At 72.4% G+C, this 23,463-nt stretch carries 21 protein-coding genes; 12 read left to right on the top strand and 9 right to left on the bottom strand.

Annotation, left to right across the window (positions count from 1 at the left end):
• Nucleotides 1-17 precede the first annotated feature (17 nt).
• Nucleotides 18-1,295: a hypothetical protein gene (locus D3273_RS07310; protein WP_129225019.1), complete on the bottom strand. Its 1,278-nt coding sequence runs from the start codon at nucleotides 1,293-1,295 to the stop codon at nucleotides 18-20.
• A 395-nt stretch (nucleotides 1,296-1,690) separates the two neighbouring features.
• On the opposite strand from D3273_RS07310, the gene D3273_RS07305 reads away from it, so the two are divergent.
• The gene (locus D3273_RS07305) at nucleotides 1,691-1,966 is read left to right on the top strand and encodes a hypothetical protein (protein ID WP_129225017.1); all 276 of its coding nucleotides are present in this window, start codon (nucleotides 1,691-1,693) and stop codon (nucleotides 1,964-1,966) included.
• 120 nt (nucleotides 1,967-2,086) lie between these two features.
• Here D3273_RS07305 and D3273_RS07300 read toward each other — a convergent pair whose 3' ends face one another.
• The gene (locus D3273_RS07300; protein WP_129225015.1) at nucleotides 2,087-2,566 is read right to left on the bottom strand and encodes a MaoC family dehydratase; all 480 of its coding nucleotides are present in this window, start codon (nucleotides 2,564-2,566) and stop codon (nucleotides 2,087-2,089) included.
• 131 nt (nucleotides 2,567-2,697) lie between these two features.
• Between D3273_RS07300 and D3273_RS07295 the strand changes: the two genes are divergently transcribed.
• Entirely contained in the window at nucleotides 2,698-3,294 is a 597-nt protein-coding gene (locus D3273_RS07295) for a nitroreductase family protein (protein ID WP_129225013.1), read from the top strand.
• Here the strand turns inward: D3273_RS07295 and dapE are convergent.
• The 3 genes from dapE to dapD are packed head-to-tail and all read right to left on the bottom strand — an operon-like array spanning nucleotide 3,284 to nucleotide 5,788.
• A complete protein-coding gene (gene dapE / locus D3273_RS07290; RefSeq protein ID WP_207210728.1) occupies nucleotides 3,284-4,441 on the bottom strand; it encodes a succinyl-diaminopimelate desuccinylase in 1,158 nt (385 codons plus the stop codon). The two genes, D3273_RS07295 and dapE, sit on opposite strands and share 11 nt — an antisense overlap.
• Nucleotides 4,438-4,923: a DUF805 domain-containing protein gene (locus D3273_RS07285; RefSeq protein ID WP_129225011.1), complete on the bottom strand. Its 486-nt coding sequence runs from the start codon at nucleotides 4,921-4,923 to the stop codon at nucleotides 4,438-4,440. The genes dapE and D3273_RS07285 overlap by 4 nt, the downstream gene beginning before the upstream one ends.
• Before the next feature lie 7 nt (nucleotides 4,924-4,930).
• A complete protein-coding gene (gene dapD / locus D3273_RS07280; RefSeq protein WP_129225010.1) occupies nucleotides 4,931-5,788 on the bottom strand; it encodes a 2,3,4,5-tetrahydropyridine-2,6-dicarboxylate N-succinyltransferase in 858 nt (285 codons plus the stop codon).
• Nucleotides 5,789-5,967: 179 nt separating this feature from the next.
• Between dapD and D3273_RS07275 the strand changes: the two genes are divergently transcribed.
• The 3 genes from D3273_RS07275 to D3273_RS07265 are packed head-to-tail and all read left to right on the top strand — an operon-like array spanning nucleotide 5,968 to nucleotide 7,054.
• Nucleotides 5,968-6,489, top strand: a complete 522-nt coding sequence (locus D3273_RS07275) for a cupin domain-containing protein (RefSeq protein ID WP_129225008.1) — start codon at nucleotides 5,968-5,970, stop codon at nucleotides 6,487-6,489.
• 44 nt (nucleotides 6,490-6,533) lie between these two features.
• Entirely contained in the window at nucleotides 6,534-6,764 is a 231-nt protein-coding gene (locus D3273_RS07270) for a hypothetical protein (RefSeq protein WP_129225006.1), read from the top strand.
• Between the two features lie 5 nt (nucleotides 6,765-6,769).
• Nucleotides 6,770-7,054 carry a type II toxin-antitoxin system RelE/ParE family toxin gene (locus D3273_RS07265; RefSeq protein WP_245501063.1) on the top strand — a complete coding sequence of 95 codons (285 nt, stop codon included), beginning with the start codon at nucleotides 6,770-6,772 and terminating at the stop codon, nucleotides 7,052-7,054.
• An 18-nt stretch (nucleotides 7,055-7,072) separates the two neighbouring features.
• Here the strand turns inward: D3273_RS07265 and nagA are convergent, their stop codons facing one another.
• Genes nagA through D3273_RS07250 form a run of 3 tightly spaced genes read right to left on the bottom strand, consistent with a single transcriptional unit; the run spans nucleotide 7,073 to nucleotide 10,022 of the window.
• Nucleotides 7,073-8,221, bottom strand: a complete 1,149-nt coding sequence (gene nagA, locus D3273_RS07260) for an N-acetylglucosamine-6-phosphate deacetylase (protein ID WP_129225002.1) — start codon at nucleotides 8,219-8,221, stop codon at nucleotides 7,073-7,075.
• Entirely contained in the window at nucleotides 8,221-9,237 is a 1,017-nt protein-coding gene (locus D3273_RS07255; RefSeq protein WP_129225000.1) for an SIS domain-containing protein, read from the bottom strand. Before D3273_RS07255 ends, nagA begins: the two co-directional genes overlap by 1 nt.
• Before the next feature lie 5 nt (nucleotides 9,238-9,242).
• Nucleotides 9,243-10,022 carry a GntR family transcriptional regulator gene (locus tag D3273_RS07250; RefSeq protein ID WP_129224998.1) on the bottom strand — a complete coding sequence of 260 codons (780 nt, stop codon included), beginning with the start codon at nucleotides 10,020-10,022 and terminating at the stop codon, nucleotides 9,243-9,245.
• 257 nt (nucleotides 10,023-10,279) lie between these two features.
• On the opposite strand from D3273_RS07250, the gene D3273_RS07245 reads away from it, so the two are divergent.
• The 4 genes from D3273_RS07245 to D3273_RS07230 all read left to right on the top strand — a co-directional run bounded on the left by D3273_RS07245 (nucleotide 10,280) and on the right by D3273_RS07230 (nucleotide 14,550).
• Complete coding sequence (locus tag D3273_RS07245; RefSeq protein ID WP_165359412.1) at nucleotides 10,280-11,536, top strand: ABC transporter substrate-binding protein; 1,257 nt, start codon at nucleotides 10,280-10,282, stop codon at nucleotides 11,534-11,536.
• Between the two features lie 193 nt (nucleotides 11,537-11,729).
• Entirely contained in the window at nucleotides 11,730-12,701 is a 972-nt protein-coding gene (locus D3273_RS07240; RefSeq protein ID WP_129224994.1) for a carbohydrate ABC transporter permease, read from the top strand.
• On the top strand, nucleotides 12,698-13,534 hold the full coding sequence (locus tag D3273_RS07235; protein ID WP_129224992.1) for a carbohydrate ABC transporter permease: 837 nt from the start codon (nucleotides 12,698-12,700) through the stop codon (nucleotides 13,532-13,534). Before D3273_RS07240 ends, D3273_RS07235 begins: the two co-directional genes overlap by 4 nt.
• A gap of 5 nt (nucleotides 13,535-13,539) precedes the next feature.
• Nucleotides 13,540-14,550, top strand: coding sequence for an ABC transporter ATP-binding protein (locus D3273_RS07230; RefSeq protein WP_129224990.1), 1,011 nt, complete (start codon nucleotides 13,540-13,542; stop codon nucleotides 14,548-14,550).
• Nucleotides 14,551-14,568: 18 nt separating this feature from the next.
• On the opposite strand, the gene D3273_RS07225 is transcribed toward D3273_RS07230, so the two are convergent.
• Nucleotides 14,569-15,834: a multidrug effflux MFS transporter gene (locus tag D3273_RS07225; protein ID WP_165359411.1), complete on the bottom strand. Its 1,266-nt coding sequence runs from the start codon at nucleotides 15,832-15,834 to the stop codon at nucleotides 14,569-14,571.
• Nucleotides 15,835-16,119: 285 nt separating this feature from the next.
• Between D3273_RS07225 and D3273_RS07220 the strand changes: the two genes are divergently transcribed.
• From D3273_RS07220 to D3273_RS07210, 3 genes are all read left to right on the top strand, one after another.
• Nucleotides 16,120-21,636 carry a GH36-type glycosyl hydrolase domain-containing protein gene (locus tag D3273_RS07220; RefSeq protein WP_129224989.1) on the top strand — a complete coding sequence of 1,839 codons (5,517 nt, stop codon included), beginning with the start codon at nucleotides 16,120-16,122 and terminating at the stop codon, nucleotides 21,634-21,636.
• A 261-nt stretch (nucleotides 21,637-21,897) separates the two neighbouring features.
• Nucleotides 21,898-22,590 carry a L,D-transpeptidase gene (locus D3273_RS07215; protein WP_129224987.1) on the top strand — a complete coding sequence of 231 codons (693 nt, stop codon included), beginning with the start codon at nucleotides 21,898-21,900 and terminating at the stop codon, nucleotides 22,588-22,590.
• 64 nt (nucleotides 22,591-22,654) lie between these two features.
• On the top strand, nucleotides 22,655-23,463 hold an 809-nt coding region (locus tag D3273_RS07210), incomplete at its 3' end, for an IS630 family transposase (protein WP_129224985.1).

The following is a 23,463-nucleotide window of genomic DNA, read 5'->3' as shown; positions in this document are numbered from 1 at the left end:
GACCGGCCGGACCCGCCTCAGGCCGCCGCCGCCGGGCGGGCGAAGGGACAGACGCGGCCCGTGGAGGGCTCGCAGTCGACAATCGGCGACAATCGTCGCGCGTCGGCCCCGATGGTGTCGCTGACTTGGTTGAAGACCTGCCTCAGTCTCAGGACATGCGGGTTCTCGAGGCGGAAGCGGATATCGGCCCTGATCGCATCGAGATCGGGGACAATCGGATACTTCGACAGACTCACTTCGGGACCTTTCCAGATGACTGCCCCGATGGTCTCCAGCAGTGCCGGCGCGTAACAGCATTGATCGAGCGCCACGCGCTCCAGATCGAAGATCGTCCGGATCCCGATCCTCCACAGCTTGGCGAGTGCGGAAGGGCCGACGGAGGCGCAGAGCTGCGCCTGCGCGACCCAGTCCATGATCTGGTAGACGCCGTAGGGCGTCTCGACAAAGAGCATCAGCGGGTTGGCTGCGGCGAGGTTCTGGACGGCGCTGATATGGTAGTCTTCGAGCCGGCTCCTGATCTCGGAGTCGATCCCGTCGATGATCTCCAGGGGAATCGCCTTGAACCCTTTGTAGACGCGCTCGTCCTCGGCCTTCCGGAGCCTGAGGTTCGACCACCGCATGACGTTGCGCACGGCGACGTCCGGAAAATATCCGGCTGTGAAAGCTGCGACGATGGTCAACGGAAAGGCCGCCGCACCGGTCGTCTCGATGCCGAAGGCCGCGGCGGGGATACGGACGACACCAAAGATGAAGAGCAGGCCTGCGACCACGGAGAAGATGAGGTTGACGCTCGCCCCGACCATGGAGAACGGACTGAGGTCGAAGTTGTTGATCGCTTGTACGAAGGACTTCAGCAGGAACAGTATGGCACCAACATAGGATGCGAGGAGCACCCAACCGAACAGGGGCAGGGGCGAGCGGCCGTCGAGCCAAGCGACGTCGACCGTGATGGACCTGCGCAGCGCGACATGGATCACGATCGCGAGGCAGAGGGAGTTCAAAACGAAAGTGATGGCTACCAAGGGAAACGCGCTCAAGATCCAGTGATGGATGCGGAAGTCATCCCTTCGACGCCCTTCCTGGTCGGCGGACCCATTGTTGACGAAGTACTTGTATTTTACGAATTCGAACGACGGTATTGTCGACGATCCCGGATTTCCATATCTTTCAAAAACCTTTATTAAATCCTTGACGATCCCCTGACGGTGAATTTTGGTGGACTCTCGAATAAGAATGAAGATCGATGGCAACGCGATCGCGCAGAGAGCGGCGGACAAAAGGATGGCGACGAACATCTAGACCTCCACGAGGGCGTGAGGGGAAGAAAGATTCAGCGATCAAGGCTTAGCCCCGAGAACAAGAGCGACATCAAAAAATTTGAGTTGTAGACGACACCAACTTGCTACCTTCCGCGAGGAAACGCAAGGGCTCGGTCTCGTCCGCCCGGGGCTCTCCAGACCGCCTTCGCAAGACGGGCAGAGCGCTGGAGGATGGGCCGACCGACGAGGATCGATGCGGTTCATCGGGTCGCCGTCAATGAACAGGAACCCGGCCCCAGCAAGTCCGGCCGAGATCGGGACGGCACCCCGCACCAGTGATCGGGGCACGGCGGCCCCCTCACACTCCGGCAGCCATGCGGCCATCTCGGCCCGCCGCGCGTTGCGCTCCCGACGGACGACAGGAGGGCGCGATGGCCGATATGGTGTGGGACTCGCCGGCGATGGTGCGGTGGAGCCCGGAGATGACGAGCGAGCAGGTCGGCGGCGCCGGCAAGGACGCGCAGACGCGGAGCTTCCCCGACCTCCGGTCGGCGCTGAACTTCGTCATCGAGGAGCTGGAAGCGACGCCGCGGATGAACGTCGGCGTCTACCCCGAGCGCGGCAGCGCGCTCATCAATCTGGCCTACATCGAGCAGGCGTACCGCTCGCATCCCGCGCCGAACGGCGAGCCCGGCGGGGCGGCCTGACCGGAGCCGTCTTCGCTCGCCGCGTCCCGGGGCGGGGCGCGGAATGCCCCCACGCAGGGCGTGCGTGTCTCCCCTCCACGCTTGACCGGCGCGGACGCTCCGCCGGCGCGGAGGGGTGCGTCAGCCGGCCGGGGGCGGCCGCCGCGGCACGATCAGCCGAGCCTTCAGGGTCTGCAGCACGTTTCCGTGCTGGTTGCGCGTTTCGCTCATCAGCGTGACGGCACCTCGCTCGGGTTTCGAGCGGGACGGCGTCACCTCCAGCACCTCGCTGAACACCTGCAGCACGTCGCCGGGCTGCGTCGGCCGCGGCCAGGCGATCTCCCCGCCCGCCCCGATGACGCCGCCCGCGAAGGGCGCGCCCCCGCCGACGATCAGCTTCATGGTGATCGCCGCGGTGTGCCAGCCGCTGGCGGCGAGGCCGCCGAACAGCGTGTGCCGCGCGGCCTCGTCGTCGAGGTGGAAGCGCTGCGGATCGAACTGCGACGCGAAGGCCACGATCTGCGCCTCGTCGATCGCGTGGGTGCCGCTTTCGAAGCGCTGCCCGACGTGGAGGTCGTCGAGCGTCAGCCCCTCGTCCCCGTTCGCGTGTCCGTCCGCCATGCCCGTCCCTCCCCGCTGCCGGGCGAGTCTACGCCCGATCGGGGCGGCGGGCGAAGCCCCTTGCGGGCTTTACGGAACGGCGGCATCAGCGATGGGCCGGCACGCGCGTCGGCGAAACCCGAGGTCCCCCCATGACCACATCCTCCCCCCGCCGGCCCGAACACCCGATCGATCCCGTCTTCCTGACGCGCTGGTCGCCGCGCGCCTTCGCGCCCGACACGATCGGTGAGGACGAGTTGCTCGCGCTGTTCGAAGCGGCCCGCTGGGCGCCCTCCTCCTACAATTCGCAGCCGGCGCGTTTCGTCTACGGGCGCCGCGGCACCCCGGCCTTCGACGCGCTGCTCGACCTGCTGAACCCCTTCAACCGGTCCTGGGCCCAGGAAGCCGCCGCCCTGGTCTTCATCCTGTCGAACTCGCTGATGCGCCCGCCCGGCCAGGACAAGGACGTGCCGTCGCGCTCGCATTCCTTCGACGCGGGCGCGGCCTGGATGAGCTTCGCCCTGCAGGCCCAGATGAGCGGCTGGTACACGCACGGCATGGTCGGGGTGGACTTCGACCGCGCCTTCGCGGACCTCGACGTGCCGCAGGGCTACAGGGTCGAATGCGCCGTCGCGCTCGGCCGCCTCGGCGATCCCGCGGCGCTCCCCGAGGGGCTGCGCGCCCGCGAACAGCCGAACGACCGCCAGCCGCTGTCCGCCATCGCCATGGAAGGGCGCTTCAAGGGCTGAGGAAGCCCGCGATGACGCGGCCGTAGATGCGCTGCAGCGCCGCGACATCGTCCACGCTCACGCGCTCGTCCACGGCGTGCATGGTTTGGCCGACGAGCCCGAACTCCACCACCGGGCAGTCGCGGACGATGAACCGCGCGTCCGACGTGCCGCCCGTGGTGGACAGGGCGGGGGCCACCCCCGTCTCGGCCTCGACGGCCTCGGCCACGGCGCGGGTGAAGGCGCCGGGCTCCGTGAGGAACGCCAGGGCGTTGCAGGGCGCGAAGGACAGGCGGTGCGCGCCGACCCCCGCCGCGGCGACGCGGCGGCGGATCTCGTCGGACAGCGTGGCGGGCGTCCAGGTGTCGTTGAAGCGCACGTTGAAGCGGGCGCGGCATTCGGCCGGGATGACGTTGGCCGACGGGTTGCCGGTGTCGACCGTCACGACTTCGAGGTTCGAAGGGTCGAAATGGGCCGTGCCGGCGTCGAGCGGCTCCGCCTTCAGCGCGTCCAGCGCCCGCATCAGCCGCGGGATCGGGTTGTCGGCGAGGTGCGGGTAGGCGACGTGGCCCTGGCGGCCCTCGACCGAGATCTCGCCCGTCAGCGAGCCGCGGCGGCCGATCTTGATCATCTCGCCCATGCGGCTCGGGTTGGTGGGCTCTCCGAGCACGCAGGCGTCGAACCGTTCGCCGCGCTCGCGGGCCCAGTCGAGCAGCTTGGCGGTCCCGTTGACGGCCGGTCCCTCCTCGTCGCCGGTGATCAGGAACGAGATCGAGCCCCGCATCGCGGCGCCGCGCTCCGCCACATGGGCCAGCGCCGCCGCGACCGCCGCCGCGACGCCGCCCTTCATGTCGCAGGCGCCGCGCCCCCACACCATCCCGTCCGCCACCTCGCCCGCGAAGGGCTGGTGCGTCCAGGACGCGGCGTCGCCGGGCGGCACCACGTCGGTGTGGCCGGCGAAGACGAGGTGGGGCGCGCCCGTGCCGATGCGGGCATACAGGTTGTCGACGTCGGGCGTGTTCGCGTCCGAGAAGACGACCCGGTGCACCGCGAAGCCGGCCGGCTCCAGCCAGCCCTGGAGCACGTCGAGCGCCCCGCCCTCGGCGGGGGTGACGGACGGGCAGCGCAGCAGCGCCCGGAGGACGTCGAGGGCGGACGGCGTCGTCACGGCAGGACCCTCCGGTTCCTCACATCCGTCGGCCCCACGCCGAGGTCGAGGACGTTCCAGGCGACGACGACCAGCAGCGCCACCTCGGCGACACGGCCCGCCCAGTCGGGCACGTCGCCGAAGCTTTGCGGGATGAACCACACCAGGGCGCCGGTCAGGAAGCAGGCCAGCGGCAGCCCGGCGGCCCAGCGGCCGGCCCGGCCGCGGTCGCGGAAGCGCTTGGCCGACACGTTGTAGGAGCAGACCGCGGCCAGGATCAGCCCGAACGCGTAGGCGGCGAGGTACAGGTAGGCCCCCACCGTGGCGCCGTCGATGAAGGGCTGGCGGTTCAGGTCGTGCGCCGCATAGGGCCGCACCGCGACCCACCCCGCCGTCGCCAGCGCCACCAGGGCGGCGAGCGGCAGCGTCGCCCGCCACCACAGCGCGCGGTCGATCCGGCCGCGATCCTCGCGGTACAGGAAGCGGAAACCCGCGTCGGCCAAGGCGGGGTCAGTCCCGCAGGAGGTCGTTGATGGCGGTCTTGGAGCGCGTCTGCGCGTCGACGGTCTTGACGATCACCGCGCAGTAGAGCGACGGCCCGGGCGTGCCGTCCGGCAGGGGCCTGCCCGGCAGGTTGCCCGACACCACCACCGAATAGGGCGGCACGTATCCGACATGGACCTGGCCCGTGGCGCGATCGACGATCTTGGTCGAGGCCGAGATGAAGACGCCCATGGACAGCACCGAGCCCTGGCCGACGATCACGCCTTCGACGACCTCCGAGCGCGCGCCGATGAAGCAATCGTCCTCGATGATGGTGGGGTTGGCCTGGAGCGGCTCCAGCACGCCGCCGATGCCGACGCCGCCCGACAGGTGCACGTTGCGGCCGATCTGGGCGCAGGAGCCCACCGTGACCCAGGTGTCGACCATGGTGCCGGCTCCCACCGAGGCGCCGAGGTTGACGAAGGACGGCATCAGGATGGCGCCGGGCGCGATATAGGCGGAGCGGCGCACCACGCAGTTCGGCACGGCGCGGAAGCCGGCCGCGGCCCACTGGCCTTCGCCCCAACCCTCGAACTTCGACGGCACCTTGTCGTACCAGGAGGAGCCGGCCGGGCCGCCGGGCACCATCGCCATGTCGTTCAGGCGGAAGGACAGCAGCACGGCCTTCTTCAGCCACTGGTGCACGGTCCAGCTGCCGGGCCCGGTGGCGCCTTCCGCCTTCGTGGCGACGCGCAATTCGCCGGAATCGAGCAGCGACAGGGCGCGGTCCACGGCGTCGCGCACCTCGCCGGTGGTGCCGGGGGTGATGGACGCCCGGTCCTCGAAGGCCCGCTCGATGATGGCCTGAAGCGCCGTCGTGTCCATGGTGCCGCCCGTGTCCCTTCGCCCGAAGGCCGATGAGCCCCTGCATTCGGGCGAACGCGCGGAGCTGTCAACCGCGGGAAGCGCGGCGACGCGACGGCGCTTGCCGGGCCGCGGATCCCGCGAGATCATGCGGCCGCGCGCAGCCGGGCCAACCGGAGCGCCGACACGGGAGGACCATCATGACCGACTTTTCGGCGCCGGACCGCCGCGACCTGCTGGCCGCGCCGCTGCTCGCCATGGCGGGCGCGCTCCTGGGCGCTTCGCCGGCGCGCGCCGCCGGCGTGGACCCGTCCATGACGATCGTCGTGCCGCCGGCCGATATCCCCTGGCAGCCGCTCTACAACTTCCCGGCCGGCATGGCCGAGCAGGCGCCGATGTTCGGCAAGATCGGCGATCCCGGGCAGTATTTCGTGCTGATCCGCTGGCACCAGGGCTACATGAGCGCGCCGCACTTCTACGAGACGGACCGGCTCTGCGTGGTGGTGTCGGGCACCTGGTACGTGGCGAGCGGGGAAGACTTCGTCCCCGAGAAGGCGGTGCCGGTCCGGGCGGGCTCCTTCGTGCGGCGCGTCGCCGGCACGCCGCATTACGACGGGGTGATCAAGTCGGCGCCCGAGCCCTGCATCATCGCCATCACGGGCATCGGCCCGATTCACTACCACCTGACCGACCCGTCGAAGCCGGGCTGGCGGGAAGTGTGAACGGGCGCTTCCCGGGCGGGCCGGCCCGCGTTAACCTCCCGCCCATGCCCAAGCTCCCCAGGCCCAAGCTTCGCCCACGCCCCGAGGCCGACGACGATGCCCTCCTGCCGGGCCCGCCGGCCCCACCCTCGTCGAAGCGGCCCGACGACCGCCCCCCGGAGCCGCTCGACGCCGCCCACCGCGACGCCGTGCTCGAGGGCCTGGACCAGATGAAGCGGGGCGACCTCGCGTCCGACGACGAGATCGCCGCCATCTACGGCCGTGCCGGGCTTTGAGGATCGTGTATGCGGCGCGGGCCGGCCGAAACCTCGCCGACATCGTGGACGCCCTCCGGTCGCGCAACAGGCACGCCGCCCTCGTGGTGGCGGCGACGATCCGGAAGCGCATCGCCCTGCTCGCCCGGCACCCGACCAGCGGCCGGGCCCAGGACATCGACGGCGTGCGGACGGCCGTGACGGTGCCGTTCGGCTACGTCATCCACCATGCGGTCGACGAGGCCGCGAAGGTCGTCACCGTCCTGGCCATCCTCCCGCCGCCGCGCGATCGACCCGCCGCCGGCGCGTGAAGGCCGGGCGCGGCGCGGTCACGCCCGGCCCGCGATCCAGGTCCGGCGCACCTCCAGCCCGCCGGTCAGCAGCACCAGGTCCGCGGCGAACCCCGCCGCGATCCGCCCCCGCGCGCCGCCCTGCCCCAGCATCTCGGCCGGGTACAGGCTCGCCATCCGCAGGGCTTCGTCGAGCGGCTGTTCCAGCTCCCGAACGGCGAAGCGCAGCGCGGCGTCCATGGTGAGGTCGGCCCCGGCCAGCGTGCCGTCGTCGAAGCTCAGCGCGCCGCCGCGGCGCGTCGCGGTGCGGCCGCTCAGCGTGAAGGTGTCGCCGGGGCTGCCGGCCGGCGGCATCGCGTCCGTCACCAGGAACAGCCGGCCGGGGCCGCGCTTGGCGCGCAGCGCCACGCGCAGGGCGGCGGCGTCGACGTGGACCCCGTCGGCGATGAGGCCGCCCCACAGCCGCCCGTCGTCGAGCGCCGCCCCCACCACGCCCGGCGCGCGGTGGCCGAGCGGCGACATGGCGTTGAAGAGGTGGGTGACGCAGCGCGCGCCGGCGTCGACCGCGGCCCCGACCTGGTCGGCGGTGGCGTCGCTGTGGCCGATGCTGACGACGACGCCGCCCCGCGAAAGCCGGCGCACCTGCCCGGGCGTCACGGTTTCGGCCGCCACCGTCACCAGCACGACGTCGAGGCCGGTGGACAGCAGGGCGTCGAGGTCGGCGTCCGACATCGGGCGGATCAGCGCCGGGTCGTGGGCGCCCTTGCGGGCCGCCGCGAGGTGAGGGCCTTCGAGGTGGATGCCGAGCACGCCGGGGCGACGCTCCGCGATCGCGTCGCGCACGGCCGCCACCGCCCGCGCCTGCCGGTCCGGCCGGTCGGTGATGAAGGTCGGCAGGCAGGCGACCGTGCCGAAGCGCCGGTGCGCCGCCGCGACGCCCGCCGCGCCGTCGGCCGTCGTGGTGTCGTTGAACAGCACGCCGCCGCCGCCGTTCACCTGGGCGTCGACGAAGCCCGGCGCCAGGAGGCCGCCGCCGAGGTCCTCCGTCGCGATGCCGGACGGCAGCGCCGCGGCGGGCAGCACGTCGGCGACGCGGGCGCCGTCGAGCAGCACGGCATGGCCGTCGAGGAAGCGGTCGCCGGTGAAGACCCGGGCGCCGGTGAGGGCCAGGAAATCCTGTCGCGGCATCAGATCGTTTCCGTGACCTTGCGGAGGTGGCTCGGCCGGTCGGGGTCGTGGCCGCGGGCGCGGGCCAGCTTTTCGGCGAAGCCGTAGAAGCCGAGCAGCATCGGCAGCGGGTCCAGCAGCGGGTGGCCGGTCGGCGCGGCGGGCAGGTCCCCGCCGTCGGCCGCCACCCTGAACACGCGCCCTCCCGCGGCGGCGAGCCGCTCGGCGCTGCCCCGCATGGCGTCGCGCGAGGCGTCGCCCTGCGCGAAGGCCATCACGGGGAAGCCGGGCTCCAGCAGTTGCAGCGGCCCGTGCATGACTTCGGCGCCCGAGAAGGCTTCGGCGTGGAGCACGGCCGTCTCCTTCAGCTTCAGGGCCGCCTCGGCGGCGACCGGCAACGCCGGGCCGCGGCCCACCAGGTAGGCCGAGGACGCGGTGCGGAAGTCGGGCAGGGCGGCGTCCCAGTCGAGCCCCAGCGCGGCGTCGAGCGCAGCGGGCAGGTTCGCCACGGCGGCGCGCAGCGCGCCGTCGTCGCGCCATTCGGCCACCAGCGCCGCCAGCGCCGCCGCGGACGCCAGGCAGGTCTTGGTGGCGGCCACGCTGCGCTCGACGCCGGCGCCGAGGGGCACCAGGGCGTCGGCGCCGGCGGCCAGCGGGGACTCGTCCGCGTTCACCACCGCGATCGCCAGGGCGCCGGCGGCCCGCGCCGCCGCCTGCAGCGCCACGATGTCCGGGCTCCGCCCCGATTGCGACACGGAGATCACCACGGCGCCCTTCAACCGCAGGGGCGCGCCGTAGAGCGACGCGACCGACGGGCCGACGGAAGCCACCGGCACGCCGAGCAGGATCTCGCACAGGTACTTGAAGAAGCCCGCCGCGTGGTCGGAGGAGCCGCGCGCCGAGGTCACCACCACGGCGGGGTCGCGGGCGCGCAGGCTCCGGCCGAGCGCCGCCAGCGCCGGGCCCTGCCGCTCCACGAGGCGCGCCACCGCGGCGGGCGTGTCGCGGATCTCGGCCGCCATGTGGGTTTCGGGCATGGGGTTCATCCGAGGGTCAGTTCGGCGACGAAGTCGTAGGTGTCGCCGCGGAAGAAGCTGTGGGTGAACTCCACCGCCCGGCCGTTCGCCGCGTAGGCGACGCGCTCGATCGACAGGGCGGCGCTGCCCGCCGCGACGCCGAGCAGCCCCGCGACCTCGTCGCCGAGATTGGCGGCGGCGAGGCGCTGCAGGGCGCGGACGGGCTTGAGGCCGAGCCCTTCCAGCACGGCGTAGAGGGAGCCCTCGACGGCCGCGGGGTCGGCCAGGATGGCGTGCGGAACGGCGGCGTGCTCCACCGCCATCGGGGTGCCGTCGGCGACGCGCAGGCGGCGCAGGTGGCACACGCGGTCGGTGGGGGACAGCGCGAGGTGCAGCGCTTCGCGGGCGGTCGGGGGCGACAGCTCGCGCAGCAGCCAGCGCGACGTGGTCGACAGCCCGCGCGAGCGCATGTCGTCGGTGAAGGAGGTGAGGCGCGACAGCGCCTGCTCGACCCGCGGCGGCCGGCGGGCCACGTAGGTGCCCGAGCCCTGCCGCTGTTCCAGCAGCCCCGCCTCGACGAGCCCCGACAGCGCCTTGCGCACCGTCACGCGCGACACCGCCATGTCACGCGCGATGTCCCGCTCGCCCGGCAGCGCCTGGGCGGGCTTCAGCCGGCCGCGGTCGATGGCGTCGGCGAGGTGGGCGTTGAGGCGCCGGTAGAGCGGCATGGCGGCATCGCCGGCCGCGAGGGCCTCGGGGGCGAACACGCGGTCGGAGGGGCCCGGTCCGGCCGGAGCGTCGCCCATGCTGGCCCTCCTTCGTCCCGCGCTGCACCCGACCATCCAATACCAATCGCACCGCCGTGTCGAGGCCCACGGACGCGGCGGTCCCGCCCGCGCCGCCCCTTCCCCAGGCGGAATGCCTCCGTCGTCGGCGGGGCTGGCGCGAATTTGTCCGACGACGGCCGGCGCCGCACGGCGGAAGCGGATTGACGACAGGTCCCGTATTGGTATCAACTGCCGGACCATCGGATCTGGCGCAGACCAACACGGGGATGGACGGGATGACGGCGACGAGACTGGCCTTCGCGGGCCTCCTTCTGGCCTCCACGGCCTTGCCGGCGGTGGCCGCCGACGCGACGCTGACGATCGAAAGCTGGCGCAACGACGACCTGCCGATCTGGCAGGAGAAGATCATCCCGGCCTTCGAGCGCGACCATCCCGGCATCAAGCTGAACTTCCAGCCCACCGCCCCGAAGGAATACAACGCCGCGCTCAACTCCAAGCTCGACGCCGGCACGGCGGGCGACATCATCGCCTGCCGCCCCTTCGACGCTTCGCTCGAGCTCTTCAAGAAGGGCGAGCTCGCCGCCGTCGACGCGATTCCGGGGATGGGCAACTTCGGCCCCGTCGCCAAGGCGGGATGGTCCACCGACGACGGCAAGACGACCTACTGCGTCCCGGTGGCCGCCGTGCTGGGCGGCTTCATCTACAACAAGGACGCCTTCAAGAAGGTCGGCATCGCGGCCCCGCCGCAGACGGCCGACGCGTTCTTCGCCGACCTCGAGAAGATCAAGGCGGACGGCACCTACGTGCCCCTCGCCATGGGGACGCCCGACCAGTGGGAAGCCGCCACCATGGGATACCAGGTGATCGGGCCGAACTATTGGCACGGCGAGGACGGGCGCAAGGCGCTGATCGCCGGCACCGAAAAGCTGACCGACCCCGAATGGGTGGCGCCGTTCCGCCAGCTCGCCCAGTGGGGCCCCTACATGGGCGACGGCTACAAGGCGCAGTCCTACCCGGATTCGCAGAACCTGTTCACCCTCGGCCGCGCCGCCATCTACCCGGCGGGCTCCTGGGAAATCTCGCCCTTCGAAGCGCAGGCCACGTTCCCCATGGGCGCCTTCCCGGCCCCCGTGCCCAAGGCCGGCGACCCGTGCTACCTCAGCGACCACGTCGACATCGCCTTCGGCATGAACCCGAAGACCAAGGACCCCGAGGCGGCCCGCGCCTTCCTGGCCTGGGTGGCGTCGCCGGAATTCGCCAAGCTTTATTCCAACGCGCTGCCGGGCTTCTTCTCGCTGCAAAGCGCGCCCGTCGACGTCCAGAACCCGCTCGCGAAGGAGTTCGCGTCGTTCCGCACCTCCTGCAAGTCGACGATCCGCTCGACCTACCAGATCCTGTCGCGCGGCACGCCGAACCTCGAGAACGAGACCTGGGTGGAATCCGCCAACGTCATCAACGGCACCGACACGCCGGAAGCCGCCGCCGCCAAGCTGCAGAAGGGCCTCGACAGCTGGTACCACCCGGCGAAGTGAAGCCCGGCGCCAACCCGGCCATGCCGTCCTCCCCGACGGGGAAACGGTGGCCGGTCGCGGCGAAGCCGCGACGCAGGCCGGACGAGGGGCCCGGGCGGGGCCGGGGACCCTCGTCCGGCGCTGCGCGCCACCACCTCCCCCCGGAGGGAGGACCGGCGACACATCCGAAAGTCGCAGCAGGTTGACCGCTTCCATGACCGACGTCGACCACCTCGCCCTCGATCCGCCCCGGCCCGCGGCCCCCGCGGCGGCGGCGGCGCCCGGCCGGCGGCCGCACATCGCCGTGTTCCTGGCGCCGGCGCTCCTCGTCTACACCGCCGTGATGATCGTGCCGCTCGCCGACACGCTGCGCCTCGCCCTCTACACGCGCCTCGACGGCGTCCCCCGCTTCGTCGGGCTCGACAACTTCCGCACGCTGTTCGGCGACCCGCGCTGGTCCGGCCACTTCTGGCCGGCGCTCATCAACAACCTGCTGTTCTTCGCCATCCACATGCTGCTGCAGAACCCGATCGGCCTCGGGCTGGCGGCGCTGCTGTCGCTGCCGCGGCTGCGCTTCGGCGCCGCCTACCGCACCGCCTTCTTCCTGCCCGCCATGCTGTCCTTCGTCATCGTGGGCTTCACCTGGAAGCTCATCCTGAGCCCCATCTGGGGCGTGGCGCCCTCGCTGCTCGGCGCCGTCGGGCTGAAGGGGCTGTTCCACCCCTGGCTCGGGCAGGAATCCTCCGCCTTGGTCACGCTGGCGCTGATCTCGGTGTGGCAGTTCGTCGGCATCCCGATGATGCTGATCTATGCGGCGCTGCTCGGCATCCCGGACGAACTGCTCGAAGCGGCCGAGCTCGACGGCATCACGGGGCTCGCCCAGTTCCTGAAGATCAAGCTGCCGCTGATCTGGCCCACCATCGGCATCGTGTCGATCCTGACCTTCGTCAACAACTTCAACGCGTTCGATCTGATCTACACGGTCGAGGGCGCGCTGGCAGGGCCCAATTACAGCACCGACATCCTCGGCACCTTCCTGTTCCGCACCTTCTTCGGCAACCAGCTGCAGCTCGGCGACCCCAACATGGGCGCGACGGTGGCCACCGTGATGTTCGGCATCATCCTCGTCGGCGTCGGCGCCTACCTGTTCGGCGTGCAGCGGCGGCTCAACCGCTACGCCCTGTGAGGGCGTCGGCCTTTCCCCTCCGCCGCGGCCTCGTCCACGCGGTCCTGCTCGCCTACGCGGCGCTGTGCCTGGGGCCGGTCCTGCTCGTCGTGGTCAACTCCTTCAAGAGCCGCGCCGCGATCTTCGGCGCGCCGCTCAGCCTGCCGGGCGCCGCCACCTTCGACCTCGGCGGCTACCGCACGGTGCTGGGCCAGGGCGCCTTCCTGGGCTATTTCGCCAACAGCCTCGCCGTCACCGTGGGGTCGATCGCCGCCGTGCTGCTGTTCGGCGCCATGGCGGCCTTCGCGCTCAGCGAATACCGCTTCCGGCTCAACGGCGCGCTCGGGCTCTTCATCGCGCTCGGAATCATGGTGCCGATCCGCCTCGGCACGGTGGCGATCCTCGACGAGATGGTGGCGGCCCACCTCGTCGGCACGCTCCTGGCGCTGGGGCTCATCTACACCGCGCAGGGGCTCCCCGTGGCGGTGTTCATCCTGTCGGAGTTCATGGCGGGCGTGTCGAAGGACCTGAAGGACGCCGGCCGCATCGACGGCCTGAGCGAATATGCCATCTTCTTCCGCCTCGTGCTGCCGCTGGTGCGGCCCGCGCTGGCCACCGTGGCGGTGTTCACCATGATCCCCATCTGGAACGACCTGTGGTTCCCCCTCATCGTGGCGCCGGGCGACGCCACCCGCACCGTGACTCTGGGCGCGCAAAGCTTCATCGGCCAGTTCGTCACCAACTGGGGCGCGGTGCTGGCGGCCCTCACCCTCGCGATGGTGCCCGTGCTGGCCCTCTACCTGGCCTTCTCGCGCCAGCTCATCCGCGGGATCACGGCGGGGGCGGTGAAGTGACGGGGGTGGGCCGCGAGCCGGCGCTGGAGCTGCGCGCCATCCGCAAAAGCTTCGGCGCGACCGAGATCCTCAAGGGCGTCGACCTCGCGGTGGGGCGCGGCGACTTCACCGTCTTCGTGGGGCCGTCGGGCTGCGGGAAGTCGACGCTGCTGCGCATCATCGCCGGGCTGGACGCCCAAACCTCCGGGGACCTCCGCATCGACGGGCGGCTGATGAACGGCGTCGAACCGGCGAAGCGCGGCATCGCCATGGTGTTCCAAAGCTACGCGCTCTACCCGCACCTCAACGTCGCGGGCAACATGGGGCTGGCGTTGAGCCAGGAGGGGGTGGCGAAGGCCGAGATCGACGCCCGGGTGGCGCGGGCGTCGGGCCTTCTGCAGCTCGACGCTCTGCTCGGGCGCCGGCCCGCGGAGCTGTCGGGCGGGCAGCGCCAGCGCGTCGCCATAGGCCGCGCCATCGTGCGCGAGCCCTCGCTGTTTCTGTTCGACGAGCCGCTGTCGAACCTCGACGCCGCCCTGCGGGTCGGCACGCGGCTGGAGATCGCCAAGCTGCACCGCGCGCTCGGCGCCACCATGGTCTACGTCACCCACGACCAGGTCGAGGCCATGACGCTGGCCGACCGCATCGTGGTGCTGCGCGGCGGCGCGGTGGAACAGGTCGGCCGGCCGCTCGACCTGTACCGCCGCCCCGCCAACCGCTTCGTGGCGGGGTTCCTGGGCTCGCCGACCATGAACTTCGTCGAGGGCGAGGCGGCGGCGCGCGCCGGCGCGGCCGCCATCGGGGTGAGGCCGGAACACCTCGCCGTGGCGGAGGACGGGGCGTGGGCCGGCACCGTCAGCCACGCCGAGCACCTGGGCTCGGACACGATGCTCTACGTCGAGGTGCCCGGCATGGGCCTCGTCACCGCGCGGGTCGGGGGCGAGGACGCGCACCCGGTGGGCGCCCGCGTCGGCCTCACCCCGCGCGACGGCCGGGTGCACCGCTTCGACGCCGAAGGGCGGACGATCGGCGGGTAGCCGCCGCGGCCCGCCCGCTCAGTGCAGCCCGGCGGCCTCGCCCGCGAGGGCGGGCCGCCCGGCGCCGAACAGCCGGCCGCGCTCGGCCACGAGCACGATCCCCAACGCCAGCGCGCCGCAGCACACGAAGCCGAGCGACATCGGCACCGCCGTGCCGTCGAAGCTTTGCCCCACGAGAAAGCCGATGAGGGCGCCCCCGAAGGTCGTCACGCAGCCCTGCACCGAGGACGCGGTGCCGGCCACGCGGCCGAGCGGCTCCATGGCGAGCGACCCGAAGTTCGAGAAGACCAGGCCGAAGCAGAACCACACGCCCGCCTGCAGGGCGGCGAAGCTCACCAGCGTTTCCCGGCCCGTGAGCGCCACGGCGACGTGGACGGCCGACAGCGCGATGAAGCCGCACAGCGCCGCGTGCGACACGCGCCGCGGCCCGAAGCGCCCGATGATGCGGGAGTTGAGGAAGGACGACAGCGCCATGAAGCCGGCGATGAGGGCGAAGACGGAGGTGAACAGCGCGGGCGCGTGGAGCGTGTCGGCGAAGATCTGCTGGGCGGAGTTGATGAAGCCGAACAGGGCGCCCAGCACCAGGGTCGACGCCAGCATGTAGCCGACCGCGGTTCGGTCCGTCAGGGCGAGGCGGAAGGCTTCGGCGACGCGGCCCGGCGAGAAGGGCAGCCGGGCGGACGGGTGCAGGGTTTCGGGCAGCCGGACCGCGCTCCACGCGAACACGGCGGCGCCGAAGCAGCACAGGGCGCCGAACACCCAGCGCCAGGGGCCGAACAGCATGATGATCTGGCCGATGGAGGGCGCCAGGATCGGCACCGCCAGGAACACGATGAAGGCGAGCGACATCACCCGGGCCATCTCGCGCCCGCTGAACCGGTCCCGCACGATGGACACGGCCAGCACGCGCGTCGCCGCCGCCCCGACGCCCATCAGGACGCGCGCGGCGAGCAGGGTGGCGAAGGACGTCGACAGGGACGCCAGGAGCGCGAAGGCGGCGTAGCTGGCGAGGCCGGCCAGCAGCACGGGCTTGCGGCCGAGGCGGTCGGCCAGGGGGCCGTAGACGATCTGGGCGGCGCCGAAGCCGAGCAGGTAGGCGGTGACGATCCATTGCCGCCGGTTCTCGTCCTCGACGCCGAGGCTGTGGCCGATGGCGGGCAGCGCCGGCAGCATGGAATCGATGGCGAGCGCGTTCACCGCCATGATGGCGGCGATGAGGGTCACGAACTGCTTGAAGCCGATGCCGGCCTTCGCCGGCATGGATGAGGCGGCGGTCGCCGTCATGGGGGAAACCTCGGGTGGGCGGACCCGTCCGCGCGGGGCGGCGGGCCTTTGGGTGCCGGGCGCGGCACCGGCCGCACGACGCGCCGCGCCGGAGACGGGACGGATTCGTCCGACAATCGCCGCGGCACGGCCACCATCGCGGCGGCCCGCGACGATTTCACGGCGGCGGGCGCGATCCCGCGCATCCCTGCCCTGCGGCAGGGACAGGGCAGGATGCGGCCGGGCGCGCGCCCAGGCCGGCGGGTCCCGGCTGGGCAGGCCCGCCGATCCCGCTTAGGAAGGCACATGGATCAAACAACCGCCGCACCGCTCGCCCCGACCCATCCCCCCGTGGCGCGGGACGCTCCGTCCCGCGCCGCCGAGCGGCTCGGCTGCGCGGCCCTGCTCCTCGCCGCCCTCGCGTCGCTCCTGGCGCCGCTGCCCCCATCGCTCGCCGTGCCGTTCGCGGCCGGCTTCGGTGCCGGCAGCTTGGCGCTGGCCCGGGCGCTGGCCGGGCTGAAGGGCCGCCCCGGCGCGGCGCTGGGCGACGCCGTCGTGCTCGGCCTGTTCGCGCTGGCGCGGAACCCGGCCTTCGCGGTGTGGCAGCTCCCGACCCGGTGGGCCGACGTCGCCGGGCTGACGCCCGTCGGCGCCGCCGTGTCGACGCTGGTCTATGCCGGGGCCGCGATGGCGCTCGCGGTGCGGTCGGGGCGCGGCCTCGCCGCGCGCGAACGGGCGTCGCTGGTCCTGCTGCCGCTGCTGTTCAACCTCGCCCTGTCGCTCGGCAACGGCGGCATGATGCACGACCTCGGCTCCGCCTGGACGCTCGGGCTCCGCGTCCCCGAGCCCGTCGACCTCGTGGCCGGGCGCTGGCTCGTGCTCTTCGCCTTCTGCGAGGCGGCGCTCGGCGCCTGCCGCATCCTGGTCGCCGGGCGGGTCAACCGGGATTGGCGCTACCACGCCCTGCTGCTCGGCGCGTCGCTCCACGCCGTCATGGGCCCGCACATCGCCGACCTCCCGGCGCTGCTCGGCTCCGCCCCGGGCCTCCAGGCGGTCGTGGCGGTCGCCGCCGCCGCCGCCGCCCAGGCCGGCCTGTGGGCCGCCGTCTACATCGTGACCGGCCTCGCCATCGACGCGCTGAACGGCGTGCCCCCCACCTACGCCACCGCCCGCGGGCAGTGGCGCTCGGGCGGCCTCAAGGGGTTGATCTACGGTTTCGCGTTCATGCTCATCGTGGTGGTGGGCGCGGCCGTGCTGGAGCTGCCGGGCGTGGTGCCGCTGGCCCGCGCCGTGCCGGCCCTGGCGGGGCTCGCCGCCGGCCTCGCGCTGTTCCCGCTGGCGCTGACCGTCATCTCCAGCGCCGACGGCACGCCGCCCTTCTTCGGCCGCCTGGCCGCCAACTACCGCGACCCGCGCCTGTTCGCCCGCGGGGCGCTGCTGGGCCTCGGCGTCGCGCTGTTCTTCCGGCTCGACCTGCCGCACGACACCGGCATCACCCGTTTCGTCGCCGGCCTGGTCCTCGGCGCCGCCGCCTACGCGGGGGTCGACCTCGCCGCCGACGCCGCCGGCATCGCCCGGGGCTCGCGCCGCGTCATGGCGAACTGGCAGAGCTACGCGCTCGGCGCGATGCTGGGCGGCATCGTGGCGGGGGCGGTGGGCTGGTACTTCGAGGCCGACCAGATCACCGTGGTGGCCACCAAGTTCTGGTCCTACGCCGACCTCGGCTACGCGGGATCGGGGCGCCGCATCGAGCCCCTGACGATCTACCCGCTGTTCAACAAATTCGGCACGATCGACCTCGGGCCGAGCGGCAACGGCGTGCGGCTGTTCTTCAACGAGTCGCTGTCCGGCGTCATCAACTGGGGCATCGCGGCGCCGCTGTTCTCCATCAACTTCTTCGTGATGGCGGCGCTGTTCCAGCGCTCGCTGTCGCCGTTGAAGCAGCTCTTCAGCGCGCGCGGCGCCGTCGGGCTCGTCGAGCAGGCCGTGCGGGTCCTGCGCTGGGGCCTGTGGATGGCGCCGGTCATCAACTCCTTCCTGCGCCAGTCGCCGGACCCGTCCTGGTACAACCAGGACGGCGCGGTGCGGACCGGCGCCGCCACGGTGGCGAACCTGTTCCTGCCGGCTCCCGCCTTCAAGAGCTGGAGCGTGTCGGTGTTCACCGGGCTGCTGGCCTACGACTGGCTGCGCGTGCTCATCTGGTTCGACCACATGGGCCTGCGCGTCGCGACCCTGGTCAACCTCACCTTCATCGGCGGCGACCGGCTCGACGAGGTGGCGGCGCGGTTCACCGGCCACGCCGGGCGCACCCGCGTCATCCCCGAGGGCATCCGCCGCTTCGCCACCTGGGCGCCGCTGCTGATCCCCTTCTACATCCCGCACGGCCCCGATTGGGACCGGGCCTGGACGGGCGCCGAGCAGATCGGCCGCGCCCACCCGCCGGTGGCGGCCCCGGTGTGGAGCGTCGTGGCGGTCTACGCGCTCGCGGCCTTCGCGGCCGGGCTCGGCTACCGCGCCGTGGGGCGCGCCTGGAACGGCCCGCGCGCGTCCGGTGCCCCGCTCCTGCCGGGGGTGCCGCGCGCCATGCGGGGCGGCCCGAAGCTGTTCCGGCTCGCCAACGGGGCCTTGACGACGGAGATCGGCGCCGACGGGCGCGGCTACACCGCCGTGACCGCCATGGCGCGGGGGAGCCACGCGGTCGACATCACCCGCCAGCCGCTCGACCCGCTCGACCTGCGCGGGCCCTTCGTCTTCATCCGCGACGCCGAAGCCGACCCGTCGCAAACCTGGAGCCTCGGCTACGAGCCGATGCGCCGCGCCGGCCCGGATTACGGCGTCGACCAGCCCGACCCCGCCACGATCGCGATGCGGAACTCGCGCGACGGGCTTCGCGCCGAGGCCCGGGTGAGCCACGCGGACGGGCGGCCGCTCGAATACACCCGCATCGTCCTCACCAACACGGGCGACCGGCCGCGGCGGATCGCGCTGACGAGCTACCGCGAGCTCGCCGTGCACGAGCTCGGCGCCTATCTGCGCGACCCGGACTTCAACGCGCTCCACGTCGAAAGCTGGTTCGTGGGCGAGCTCGGCGCCGTCCTGGCCCGCAACCGGCTGCTGCGCGCCCCCGGCACGGGCCGCATGTCGCATGAAACGATGTTCCACGCCGTCCGCTTCGGCGGCGACGCGCGGCTCGTCGGCTACGAGGACTCGCGCACGCGCTTCATCGGCCCCGGCGGGCTGCGCGCGCCCCGCGGCCTCGGCCCGGACGGCCGCCGCGCCGTCGACGACGAGGGCTCGCTCTACACCTTCGACCCCGCCACCAGCCTGACGGTGGAGGTCGAGATCGCCCCCAAGGCCCGCGCCGAGCTGCTGCTGCTCACCGGCCGCGCCGCAGACGAGTGGGAAGCCGCGAAGCTGATCGCGCGCGAGTTCGGCCGACCGGCGCCCGCCGAGCCCGCCTTCCGGGCGCTGCTGCGCCGCAAGCGCCTCATCGCGCCCGGCCCGACCCCGCCGGCCTCGACCTGGCCGTTCCGCTTCGAGGGCGACACGCGCCTCCTGCTGACGCCCGCCACGCCCCGCCCCTGGGCGCATGTGCTGGCCAACCCGGCGGGCTTCGGCACCGTCGTGTCCAACGAGGGCGAGGTCCACACCTTCAAGGGCAACGAGCGGCAGAACGCCATCACGCCCTTCCGCCTCGAATCCGGCGCCACGCTGCAGCCGGGCCAGTTCATCGCCGTGGTGGACCTCGCGACCGGGGAAGCGGACGCCGCCGGCTTCGTGCCGTTCCGCCGGGCGGACGCGGTGCACGGCGTCGAATACCGGCTCGGCGCCGCGACCTTCACGAGCCGCCGCGGCGACCTCGACCTGTCGATGACCGTGTTCGTCTTCTCCGACGCACCGGCCGACGTCCGCATCCTGACGATCCGCAACCGCGGGGGCGCGCCCAAGCGCTTCCGCGTCGTGTCCTTCATGGACGTCGCGCTCGACCAGAGCCCCGGCGACAGCCTCGGCATCGTCGACGCGTGGCGCGACGAGGGCACGGAAGCCCTGTTCTTCGAGAACCCGCACAACGACTTCCAATCCGGCTGCGCCTTCGCGGCGACGAGCCTCACCGCCGCCATGACCGAAACGGTGCGGACGCGCTTCATCGGCTCGCCGGGGCGCGACCTCGCGTCCGCCGTGATGGTGGACACGGGCTGGCCGGACGCGAACCAGCCCGACGACGGGCGCCGCGTCGCCGCCTTCGCGGGCGAGGTGGCGGTACCGGCGGGGGGCGCGGTCGACGTGTCGGTGGTGCTGGGGCAGTTCGCCACGCGGCGCGAAGCGCTGACGGCGGCCTCCCACCTGCGCGACCCCGCGGCGGCCCGCGCGGCGCTGAAGGCCACCGAGGCCTGGTGGGCCGAGCGCATCGGCGCCATCCGGGTCGAAACCGACGACCCGGCCTTCGACCGGCTGGTGAACCACTGGCTGCCCTACCAGTCGCTCGCGTCGCGGCTGTGGGGCCGCACGGGGCCGAACCAGCGCGGCGGCGCCTTCGGGTTCCGCGACCAGCTCCAGGACGTGCTGCCCTTCCTGTTCTTCGACCCGTCGCTGACGCGCCGCCAGATCGTCATCCATTCGGGCGTGCAGTTCCCCGAAGGCGACGTGTTCAAGTGGTGGCACCTCGCCAACGACGGGCGCGTGGGCCTCGGCCAGCGCACCCGCGCCTCCGACCCCCACCTGTGGCTCCCCTACGTGCTCACCCGCTACGTGGAAGCGACGGGCGACTGGTCGGTGCTCGACGAGCGCCAGCCCTACCTCGACGGCGCCCCGGTGCCGGACGGCGCCATGGACCTGCTGCTGGCGCCGCGCCCGTCCCGCGAAACGGGCGACGTCTACGACCATTGCGTCCGCGCCATCCGCTACACGACGGAGCGCATGGGCGCGCACGGCCTGCCGCTGATCGGCACCGGCGACTGGAACGACGGCATCGACGCCGCCGGGCCGGGGGGACGCGGCGAGGGCACCTGGCTCGCCTGCTTCTTCTTCGACATCGTGCGGCGCTTCGCAGGCGTCGCCGACCGCCGGGAAGGGCGCGCCGCCGGCGACCGCTACCGCGCCGAGGCGGCGCGGCTGGCGGCCGCCATCGACGGGGTGTGGACGGGCGACCATTACGTCTTCGACTTCGTCGACGACGGCCGCCCGCTCGACCCGCCCTCCATCATGGCGGCGGCCTGGCCGGTGCTGTCGGGCGCCGCGCCGCTCGACAAGGGCCGGCGCGCGCTGGAACACGGGCTGGCCTCGCTGGAGAAGCCGGACCGCATTCTCCTCGTCACCCCGCCCTTCGACGAGGGCTCGGACCCCTACCCCGGCCGCATCGCCGACTACCCGCCCGGCGTGCGCGAGAACGGCGGCCAATATTCGCACGGCGCGTCCTGGGCGGTGGACGCCTGGGTGGCCATCGCCGACCGGGCGCGGGACGCCGGCGACGCCGCGGGCGCCGACGACGCCATGGCGCGGGCCGTGCGCTGCTGGCGGGCGATCTCGCCGCTTGGCAAGACGGACGGCGACGCGCTGGCGGTCTACGGCCTGGCGCCCCACCAGCAGCCGGCGGACATCTACGACGGTGAGAGCTACGGCGGCCGCGGGGGGTGGAGCTGGTACACCGGCTCGGCGGCGCGGATGCTTTCGGCCGCCTATGCGGTGATCGGGCTGCGGATGGAGGACGGCCACATCCACCTGCCGGACGACCTGCACGTGCCGCGCGGCGACCTCCGCATCAAGCGGCTGTGGGTCAAGGGCGAGGGGCGGGACGCGGCGGAGCGGGTGGAGGACGCGGTGTGATGCGATGTCCGGACGATCACGTCCGGCCATCGTATCGAAGCCTGCGCGGCGCAGGAGCGGAGCCGAAATCCGCATCGCGAAGCGACCGAACGGATCGCGTAGGACGGGGGCCGCCCTGCTCCCCTGCGGGGGAGACGGGACGCCCCGGGCACAGGCTGAGCTTGCAAACCAAACCGGGCACCGGCACTCTCGATTGAACGAGACGGGCGACGGGGACGCGATGTCCGCCGCCGGGCCGCCGCACAGGGGACGTGGAACGACATGATCGAGGATGGTGGACGGTCCGGCCTGCTCGACCGGCACCGGGGCCGGGCGGCCCTGCTCAGCCGCAGGTCGTTCCTGGCCGGCGCGGGGGCCGGGCTCGGCGCGCTCGGGCTCGCGGGCTGCGCGACCGACGACCTGCTCCGCGCCGAAGCCGCCAAGGCCTACGGCCCGATGCCCGACGAGAAGTTCCCCATCCCGGCGGTCGACATCGCCAAGCTCGACCCGAAGTTCTTCCGCCGGACGGTGGCCTACGACTCCAAGGAAGCCGTCGGCACGATCGTGGTCGACCCCAAGAACTACTACGTGTACCGCGTCGAGGGCGACGGGACGGCCACGCGCTACGGCGCCAACGTCGGCCGCGACGGGTTCCGGTGGAACGGCGACGCCTACGTGGGCCGCAAGTCCGAATGGGCGACCTGGACCCCGCCGAAGGAGATGATCCAGCGCCAGCCCGAAGCGGCCCAATACGCCAAGGGCATGCCGGGCGGCCTCGACAACCCGCTCGGCGCCCGCACGCTCCACCTCTACCAGGACGGCAAGTACACGCTCTACACGATCTACGCCAACAGCGACCCGGACACGATCGGCAAGGGCATCACCAGCGGCTGCGTCGGCCTGTTGAGCCAGGACATGATCCACCTGTATGCGCGGACGCCGGTGAAGACGAAGGTGGTGGTGTTGGGGGCGTAGGCCCTAGTGCTCTGAACCAATCGGATGATTCACGACGGGTTTGGGATGTGCGAGTCTGGGGCTCATGTCCCAGACCGTGTCCCTTGTGCTGACGGCGCAGACTCGAGACGCCCTACGCCGGATCGTCGACGATCGCCGGCGACCTCTCGCCCACATCCTCCGTGCACGGATCGTGCTGCTGTCTGACGAGCGTCTGCCCGTGCTGGAGGTGGCCCGTCGGGCTCGCGTCGGCCGCCCCACGGTCTGGCGATGGCAACGACGCTTCGCCGAGGAGGGCCTGGACGGCCTGCTGCGCGACAAGACGCGGCCGCCCGGCAAACCGGCGACCCCGCAGGACGCGGTGCAAGCCGTGCTGGAACGCACGCTCACGGGCGAGCCGCCGGGCGAAGCCACGCACTGGACGGGGCGCGCCATGGCGGCCCTATGCGGGCTGTCGCTGACCACGGTGCAGCGGATCTGGCGCTCGCACAACCTCCAACCGCATCGCGTGCGCACCTTCAAGCGCTCGACCGACCCCCACTTCGCCGCCAAGCTCGACGACGTGGTGGGCCTGTACATGGCGCCTCCGCGCCACACGATCGTGCTGTCGGTCGACGAGAAGTCTCAGATCCAAGCGCTCGACCGCACGCAACCGGGGCTGCCGCTCAAGCCCGGCAAGTGCGCGACCTACACGCACGACTATGTCCGCAACGGCACCACCACGCTGTTCGCGGCGCTGAACACGCTGGAGGGCACCGTGTTCGGCCGCTGTGCGCCGCGCCATCGACACCAGGAATTCATCGCCTTCCTCGACCAGATCGAGGATGCCGTGCCGGCCGGCAAGGTGATCCATGCCATCATGGACAACTATGCCACCCACAAGCATCCCGAGGT

Origin of the sequence: Lichenibacterium minor (assembly GCF_004137685.1) — a bacterium.
Lineage (GTDB): Bacteria > Pseudomonadota > Alphaproteobacteria > Rhizobiales > Beijerinckiaceae > Lichenihabitans > Lichenihabitans minor.
This window is presented reverse-complemented; position numbering and strand designations above follow the sequence as displayed.

Bases quoted from the DNA above. Each gene is read 5' to 3' on its own strand.
- D3273_RS07310 (WP_129225019.1), bottom strand. From the start codon at position 1,295: ATGTTCGTCGCCATCCTTTTGTCCGCCGCTCTCTGCGCGATCGCGTTG.
- D3273_RS07305 (WP_129225017.1), top strand. From the start codon at position 1,691: ATGGCCGATATGGTGTGGGACTCGCCGGCGATGGTGCGGTGGAGCCCG.
- D3273_RS07300 (WP_129225015.1), bottom strand. From the start codon at position 2,566: ATGGCGGACGGACACGCGAACGGGGACGAGGGGCTGACGCTCGACGAC.
- D3273_RS07295 (WP_129225013.1), top strand. From the start codon at position 2,698: ATGACCACATCCTCCCCCCGCCGGCCCGAACACCCGATCGATCCCGTC.
- dapD (WP_129225010.1), bottom strand. From the start codon at position 5,788: ATGGACACGACGGCGCTTCAGGCCATCATCGAGCGGGCCTTCGAGGAC.
- D3273_RS07275 (WP_129225008.1), top strand. From the start codon at position 5,968: ATGACCGACTTTTCGGCGCCGGACCGCCGCGACCTGCTGGCCGCGCCG.
- D3273_RS07270 (WP_129225006.1), top strand. From the start codon at position 6,534: ATGCCCAAGCTCCCCAGGCCCAAGCTTCGCCCACGCCCCGAGGCCGAC.
- nagA (WP_129225002.1), bottom strand. From the start codon at position 8,221: ATGCCGCGACAGGATTTCCTGGCCCTCACCGGCGCCCGGGTCTTCACC.
- D3273_RS07255 (WP_129225000.1), bottom strand. From the start codon at position 9,237: ATGCCCGAAACCCACATGGCGGCCGAGATCCGCGACACGCCCGCCGCG.
- D3273_RS07250 (WP_129224998.1), bottom strand. From the start codon at position 10,022: ATGGGCGACGCTCCGGCCGGACCGGGCCCCTCCGACCGCGTGTTCGCC.
- D3273_RS07245 (WP_165359412.1), top strand. From the start codon at position 10,280: ATGACGGCGACGAGACTGGCCTTCGCGGGCCTCCTTCTGGCCTCCACG.
- D3273_RS07240 (WP_129224994.1), top strand. From the start codon at position 11,730: ATGACCGACGTCGACCACCTCGCCCTCGATCCGCCCCGGCCCGCGGCC.
- D3273_RS07225 (WP_165359411.1), bottom strand. From the start codon at position 15,834: ATGACGGCGACCGCCGCCTCATCCATGCCGGCGAAGGCCGGCATCGGC.
- D3273_RS07220 (WP_129224989.1), top strand. From the start codon at position 16,120: ATGGATCAAACAACCGCCGCACCGCTCGCCCCGACCCATCCCCCCGTG.
- D3273_RS07215 (WP_129224987.1), top strand. From the start codon at position 21,898: ATGATCGAGGATGGTGGACGGTCCGGCCTGCTCGACCGGCACCGGGGC.